Annotated in this window: 7 protein-coding genes; 4 read left to right on the top strand and 3 right to left on the bottom strand. The window is 74.7% G+C overall.

Annotation, left to right across the window (positions count from 1 at the left end; all coding sequences use genetic code 11):
• Both ACQP60_RS12175 and ACQP60_RS12170 read right to left on the bottom strand, forming a co-directional pair.
• A partial coding sequence (locus tag ACQP60_RS12175) for a hypothetical protein (protein WP_429732704.1) occupies positions 1-647 on the bottom strand: 647 nt, incomplete at its 3' end.
• A 103-nt stretch (positions 648-750) separates the two neighbouring features.
• Positions 751-1,842: a Gfo/Idh/MocA family protein gene (locus ACQP60_RS12170; protein ID WP_429732701.1), complete on the bottom strand. Its 1,092-nt coding sequence runs from the start codon at positions 1,840-1,842 to the stop codon at positions 751-753.
• Positions 1,843-2,008: 166 nt separating this feature from the next.
• Here ACQP60_RS12170 and ACQP60_RS12165 point away from each other — a divergent pair, with 166 nt between their 5' ends.
• Positions 2,009-2,359 (top strand): hypothetical protein, encoded by a 351-nt coding sequence (locus ACQP60_RS12165; RefSeq protein WP_429732698.1) that lies wholly within the window; start codon positions 2,009-2,011, stop codon positions 2,357-2,359.
• Here ACQP60_RS12165 and ACQP60_RS12160 read toward each other — a convergent pair.
• Positions 2,340-4,643, bottom strand: a complete 2,304-nt coding sequence (locus tag ACQP60_RS12160) for an MMPL family transporter (RefSeq protein ID WP_429732696.1) — start codon at positions 4,641-4,643, stop codon at positions 2,340-2,342. The two genes, ACQP60_RS12165 and ACQP60_RS12160, sit on opposite strands and share 20 nt — an antisense overlap.
• 36 nt (positions 4,644-4,679) lie before the next feature.
• Here ACQP60_RS12160 and ACQP60_RS12155 point away from each other — a divergent pair, with 36 nt between their 5' ends.
• From ACQP60_RS12155 to lipA, 3 genes are all read left to right on the top strand, one after another.
• Positions 4,680-5,168, top strand: coding sequence for a MarR family winged helix-turn-helix transcriptional regulator (locus tag ACQP60_RS12155; protein WP_429732693.1), 489 nt, complete (start codon positions 4,680-4,682; stop codon positions 5,166-5,168).
• Between the two features lie 38 nt (positions 5,169-5,206).
• A complete protein-coding gene (gene lipB, locus ACQP60_RS12150) occupies positions 5,207-5,884 on the top strand; it encodes a lipoyl(octanoyl) transferase LipB (RefSeq protein WP_429732732.1) in 678 nt (225 codons plus the stop codon).
• Positions 5,885-5,998: 114 nt separating this feature from the next.
• Positions 5,999-7,009, top strand: a complete 1,011-nt coding sequence (gene lipA, locus ACQP60_RS12145; RefSeq protein WP_429732690.1) for a lipoyl synthase — start codon at positions 5,999-6,001, stop codon at positions 7,007-7,009.
• Positions 7,010-7,032: the final 23 nt, after the last annotated feature.

Here is a 7,032-nt window from a genome sequence, read left to right as displayed (position 1 = left end):
GGCCGCCGGCCCAGCGCCGCGGCCGCCAGCACCGCGGGCTCCGGGAGCCGCACCGGGTCGGCGGCCACGACGACGTCGGCCTGGGCCGCGAGCGTGCCCGCCTCCGGACGCACCCGCGGGTCGGGCGCCGCCGCCGGGGCCAGCACGGCGCGCAACGCGGTGGCGTCGTCGTCGCTGCGGTCGCCGAGCAGGTCGGCGACGAGCGTGGCGAGCGCGTGCACGTCCGCCGCCTCCGCCTCGGCCGGGTCGCCCGCCCCGAGGCCCGCGCCGCCCGCGCCGCCGACGTCGTCGACCCCGCCGACCCGCGGGCGCAGGAGCGCCCCGCCGCCCCGGTCGAGCACGACGTCCCGCGCTCCCATGCTCCCCTGCCGCAGCCCGGAGCTGTGCAGGGCGGCCAGTCCGCGTGCCAGGGCGACGAGGACTCCCGCCGCCTCCCGTGACGTCAGGCGGCCGCGGACGGCGAGCACGGTGGGGAGGTCGGTCGCCGCGCCGCTGCGCCGCAGGGCCAGGGTCCCGTCGTCGCGCACGTCGACCGCCACGACGGGCTCCACGCACGGGTGCCGGAGCGCGGCGAGCGCGCGCACCCGCTCCAGGAGGGCGTCACGGGCGCCGGCGTCGGTCGGGATCGGGAGCGTCTGGGTCGGCACGGTGCCATCGAACACCTTCGGGGCCGCCCGCCGTCGCCGTCATCCACAGGCCCGTCGTCCCCCAGACCGTCAACCGACGGCCGGGGCAGCACCGCGGTCGGGCTCAGAGGGTGATGCGACGCCCCTCGCGTGCCGACACCCGGGCCGCGTCCAGCACCTCGGCGGTACGCACGGCGTCGGCCGGGTCGACGGGGGCGGGCTCGTCGCCGTGCAGCCACGGCCCCAGCGCCCGGTAGAAGTCGGCGTGGCCGCCCGGCGCCGCGGGCACGGCGCGACGGTCGCGGCCGCGCGTGAGCCAGCCCACCGAGCCCTCGGGCGCGTCGTCGTCCAGCACCTCCAGCGGCGAGGCGTCCTGCTCGAAGGTCGTCACCAGGTAGGCGCCCGCCGACCCGAGCACGCGGGTCCGGGGGCCGGGCGCGCCCACGACCGACCCCGCCCAGAGGCGGGAGACGACGGACCGCTGGCTCGCCGCACGGCCGCCGCCCGCCTCGTGCTCCAGGACGAGGAAGACGTCGTCCTCGGTGGGCGTGGTGAGCTTGCGGGTCTGCGCCCAGACGGACTCCACCCGACCGAACAGCTGTGTCGCCGAGTCCACCAGGTGGGGGCCCAGGTCGAGCAGCAGCCCGCCGCCCACCGGGTCGTTCTCCTTCCACCGCTGCCGCGGGACCGGCCGCCAGCGCTCCCAGCGGCGCTCGAAGGTGTGCACGTCGCCGAGCTCCCCGGCGTCGAGCAGGCTCGCCAGGGTGAGCTGCTCGGGGTCCCAGCGCCGGTTCTGGAAGACGGTGAACGGCGTGCCGGTGGCGGCCGCCTCCTCGACGACGGCGCGCGCCTGGTGCGCGTCGAGGCCGATCGGCTTGTCGAGCACGAAGGGGATCTCCGCGCGGGCGAGGGCGGCGGCCTGCTCGGCGTGCAGGGGCGTGGGGCTGGCCACGACGACGAGGTCGTAGGAGCGGCGCGCGGCGATCAGCTCGTCGAGGTCCGACAGCAGCCGGGCTCCCGGCCAGTCGCCCGCCGCCTGGTTGCGCCGGCCGGGGTCGCGCGTCACGACGGCCGTCACCGGCAGCCCGGCCTCCGCCGCGAGGCGGGCGTGGATCTCCCGGCCCGCTCCCCCGTACCCCACGATCGCCAGGCGCGGCGGCGGTGCCGCCGTCGCGCCGTCGGTCGCGCCCGCCAGTGCCGCCTCGTCCGTGACCATGTCACCCATCGTGCCCGACGGCGCGCCCGGCGCCCCCGCACCGCACCGGCGCGCCCCGGCGGCCGGTCGGACCCCGCACGAGGTTGTGGGCATCCGGACCGTCCCGTAGACCGGACGAAGGGCCCCGTACGGGCCCACGACGAACCGATCGGGAGGAGCCACGACCATGGCGACGCGACTCAACCAGCCGGGCCTGGACCAGGCCCGCGCGCTGGTGCGCGAGGGCAGGGTGGTGCGCGACGAACGGGACGACTGGAGCGAGCACGCCCCGAGCACGGACGCCGAGAACCGTTTCGTCGAGCGCGAGGGCTGGACGGAGTTCCGGCACTGGTACCTCGGCCTGGACGACGACGAGGACCCCGAGACGAAGCAGGCGGTGTCGTTCCCCTACGGCGACCTGTCGAAGGTCCACCGGTGCGCGGTGGTGTCGTTGGAGAGCCGGGCCGGCCAGTACGACCACGACGAGATCCGGGACGCGGCCCGGGCCCTGCTGGAGCTCATCGACTCGACGGCGTGACCTCGGGCGTGACCGTGCCGCGGGCGAGCCGCGAGGGCCACCACGCCCGATCCCCGACGTCGTGCACGAGCGCCGGCACGAGCAGGCTGCGCACGACGAGCGTGTCCACGAGGACGCCGAACGCGACGATGACGGCGAGCTGTGCGAGGAACAGCAGCGGGATGACGCCCAGGGCGGCGAACGTCGCGGCGAGCACCACGCCGGCCGACGTGATGACGGAACCGGTGACGGCCAGCCCGCGCAGCACGCCCTGACGCGTCCCCACCCGCAGGCTCTCCTCGCGCACGCGCGTCATGAGGAAGATCGAGTAGTCGACACCGAGCGCGACGAGGAAGCAGAAGGCGTACAGCGGCACGGCCGGGTCGGCGCCCGGGAAGTCGAGCACGTGGTTGAACACGACGGCCGAGACTCCGAGGGCGAACCCGAACGACAGCACGTTCGCCGCCATGAGCAGCACGGCGGCCAGCACCGACCGGAGCAGGAGCACGAGGATCAGGAGGATCACGCCGAGCACCACCGGCACGATCACCCGTAGGTCGTGCTGGCCGGCGAGCTGCGTGTCGAGCCGTTCGGCGGCCGCGCCGCCCACCAGCGCGTCCAGGCTCACGTCGTGCACCGCGGTGCGCAGGGCGGAGACGGTCTCCACGGCCTCCTGGCTGTCGGACGGCGCCTCGGTGGTGACGTCGACACGCACCTGGCCGTCCACGACCAGCGGGTCGCCCTGCGCGGGCATGCCCGGCGCGGCGGCCGGCTGGTCGGTCACGACCGTCGCGGCCGTGATCCCGTCGGTGGCCTCCGCCGCCTGGACGACCGCGTCGGCGTCCTCCTCGGGCGCGATCACGATCGCGGGCTGCGCGGACACCCCCTCGAAGTGACGGGTGAGCGCCTCCTCGCCGTCGACCGAGTCGACCTGCGTGAGGAACACCTCCGAGTCGCCCGTGCCGTTCGCGTCCAGCGTCGGCACGAACGCGGCGCCGGCGGCCAGGACGACGGCGGTGACGACCCACACGACGCGGTCGTGCCGCCCGACGAAGCCGGCGACGCGCGACCACACGCCGTGCCCGGCGACCTCCACGTGCGTGTCGTCGTCCCCGTTCCCGGCAGGATCGGGGACGTCCGCCGGGCCGGAGTGCCGGCCGACGGCGTGCGGCACGCGGGGCCAGAAGACCCACCGCGCCCGGCGCCCGCCGACCAGCAGCATCGCGGGCAGGAGCGTCATCGCCGACAGGAAGGCGGCGACGATGCCGATGGCGGCGACCGGCCCCAGGCTGCGGTTCGACGACAGGTCGGACAGCAGGAGGCACAGCAGCCCCACGATCACCGTGCCCGCGCTGGCGGCGATCGGCTCGATCGACGCGCGCACGGCCCGGCGCATCGCCGTGTACGGGGAGCTGGTGGCGCGCAGCTCCTCGCGGTACCGGGCCACGAGCAGCAGGGCGTAGTCGACGGAGGCGCCCACGACGAGGATCGACAGGATCCCCTGCGACTGCCCGTTCAGCGTCAGCACGTCGTTCGCAGCGAGGTGGTAGACGACCAGCCCCGCGAGGCACAGGGCCAGCACCGCTGTGAAGATCACGACGAACGGCAGGACGGGCGAGCGGTAGACGAGCGCGAGGATCACCAGGACGGCGCCCAGCGCGACGAGCAGCAGCACGGTGTCGATCGCGCCGAACGCGCTCACGAGGTCCGCGACGAAGCCCGCCGGCCCGGTCACCCACGCGTCGAGCCCGGTGCCGGCGAGCCCGCCGTCCGCGACGTCGGCGGCGGCGAGCGCACGGAGCGCCGCGACCGCGAGCTCCGAGCCGCTCGACTCCTCGGCGCCCAGGTCCTCGGACGCCTCGGCGGCGTCGAGCGAGACGACGACGAGCGCGGCCTGGCCGTCCTCGGACGGCACCACGACCGGGTCGGCGACGCTCAGGTCACCGACGGTGCGCGGCTCCTCCCCCGAGGTCCCCTCGAGCGGGGCGTCCGCGATCGACTCCGCGAAGGCCCGGACGTCGGCGAGCTGCTCCTCGGTCAGCTCGGACCCGTCCGCCGTCTCGGCCACGACCAGCGCCGGCAGCGTCTCGGAGTCGGTGAACTCCTCGGCCAGCGCGGCGGCCTGCGTGGACTCGGCGCTCGCGGGCAGGAACGCCGCGTCGTCGTTGGTCTGGACGCTGCTCAGGCTGCCCTGGGCCTGTCCCCCGAACGCACCGATCGCGAGCCAGACGCCGATCGCTGCCAGAATGACCAGGCCCCGCAGCAGACCTCGACCCCGATTGCCCCGCGCCCGATTACTCAGCATGCTGAGTATTCTGACGGCGCACCTGGGAGGAAGCAAGTGCAGCTCGACGACGGTCGCGACGAGAACTCCTGGCCGGACCCGGTCGACCCCACCAGCGACGACCCGGACCAGTGGCCCACCGGGCGCCTCCTGTTCACCGTCGTGCGACGCATCGAGCACGACTGGAACGCCCACCTCGCGAGCTGGAACCTCAACCACGCGGGCTTCCCGGTGCTGCTGCACCTGTTCGCCGGGCCGCGCACGCAGCGCGAGCTCGCAGCGCTCAACGGCGTCACCGAGCAGACGATGAGTCGCATCGTCGCGCGGCTCGAGCGCGCGGGCTACGTCACCCGCGGCGCGGACCCGCGCGACCGCCGACGTCGCGCCGTCGCGGTCACCGACGCCGGCCGGCGCGCCGCCGCGGAGGCCGGGCGTCTGCAGCCGGCGGAGGACCTCACCGCCCGGGGCCTCGCCGACGACGACGTGGCGCGCCTGCGTGAGATCCTCGTCACCCTCGTGCGGGCCCAGCGGGACGACGACGCCTGATCGCACGGCAGGGGGCTAGCCTCGGCCGGGTGGACGTGATGACGCTGCCCGGACTGACCGACTACCACGAGGCGTGGGAGCTCCAGCGCCGCGTGCACGCCGACGTCGTCGCCGGCGACCGCCCCGACACCCTGATCGTCGTGGAGCACCCCGACGTCTACACGGCCGGGCGGCGCACGCACCGCGACGAGCGCCCCACCGACGGCACCCCCGTCGTCGACGTCGACCGCGGCGGCAAGATCACCTGGCACGGCCCGGGGCAGCAGGTGGTCTACCCGATCCTGCGCCTCGCCGAGCCCATCGACGTCGTCGCGTACGTGCGCGCGCTCGAGGAGGCCGTCATGGAGGTGTGCGCCGGCTTCGGCCTCACGACGATCCGGGTCGCCGACCGCACCGGCGTGTGGTTCGCCGCCGACGGCGACCGGCTCGAGCGCAAGGTCTGCGCCATCGGCGTCCGCACCGCCAAGGGCGTGACGATGCACGGCATCGCCCTCAACTGCGACCCCGACCTGAGCCGCTTCGACAGCATCGTGCCGTGCGGCATCACGGATGCCGACGTCACCTCGTTGACGATCGAGACCGGCCGTCGCGTCACGCTCGACGACGTCCGCGCACCGCTCGTCGACGCCCTCGTCCGCCACCTCGGCCCGCTGCGCGCCGACTGCACCCCGGACGCCGCGGGGGCGGGTGTTGCTGAGGTCACGTCCACACGGTGAGCAGGTCGCGGCGCCGCGACGCGCCGCTCACGTACTCTGACCAGGTCCGGCGGTGAGGTCCGCACAGGCCCGCCGCCCGACGTCCACCTGCTCGACGACGACCGGGAGACACCCGTGACGATCGCACCAGAGGGCCGCCGCATGCTGCGCATCGAGGCCCGCAACGCCTCCACCCCCATCGAGAAGAAGCCCGAGTGGATCAAGACGAAGGCCACGATGGGTCCCGAGTACCGGGAGCTCAAGGGCCTGGTCAAGGGCGAGGGCCTGCACACGGTGTGCGAGGAGGCGGGCTGTCCCAACATCTTCGAGTGCTGGGAGGACCGGGAGGCCACGTTCCTCATCGGCGGTGACCAGTGCACGCGGCGCTGCGACTTCTGCCAGATCGACACGGGCAAGCCGGCCGACTTCGACGCCGACGAGCCGCGTCGCGTCGCCGAGTCCGTGCGGACCATGGGGCTGAAGTACTCGACGATCACCGGCGTCGCGCGCGACGACCTGGCCGACGGCGGCGCCTGGCTGTACGCCGAGACCGTACGCCAGATCCACGCCCTCAACCCGGGCACCGGGGTCGAGCTCCTCATCCCCGACTTCAACGCGATCCCCGAGCTGCTCGACGTCGTCAACGAGTCGCGGCCCGAGGTCATGGCGCACAACGTCGAGACCGTGCCGCGCATCTTCAAGCAGATCCGCCCGGCGTTCCGCTACGAGCGGTCCCTGTCCGTGCTCACCCGGGCGCGCGAGGCCGGGCTCGTCACGAAGTCCAACCTCATCCTCGGCATGGGCGAGACGATCGACGAGGCCCGGGAGGCGCTGCAGGATCTGCACGACGCCGGCTGCGACCTCGTCACGATCACCCAGTACCTGCGCCCGTCGCTGCGTCACCACCCGGTGGACCGCTGGGTGCGCCCCGAGGAGTTCGTCGAGCTGTCCGAGGCGGCCGAGGAGATCGGCTTCCTGGGCGTCATGGCCGGTCCGCTGGTGCGCTCGTCGTACCGCGCGGGCCGCCTGTGGGGCCAGGCGATGACCCGCCGCGGCCTGCCCATCCCGGAGTCGCTGTCGCACCTCGCGGAGCCGACGACGTCGCGCCAGGAGGCCGCGAGCCTGCTTGCGCCCCGAGCCCACTAGAGACCCCACTAGACTTGACGACC

This window comes from Isoptericola variabilis, assembly GCF_050311655.1.
Taxonomy (GTDB): Bacteria; Actinomycetota; Actinomycetes; order Actinomycetales; family Cellulomonadaceae; genus Isoptericola; species Isoptericola variabilis.
Note: the sequence above shows the minus strand (reverse complement) of the source record. Positions and strands in the feature narration are given on the sequence as shown.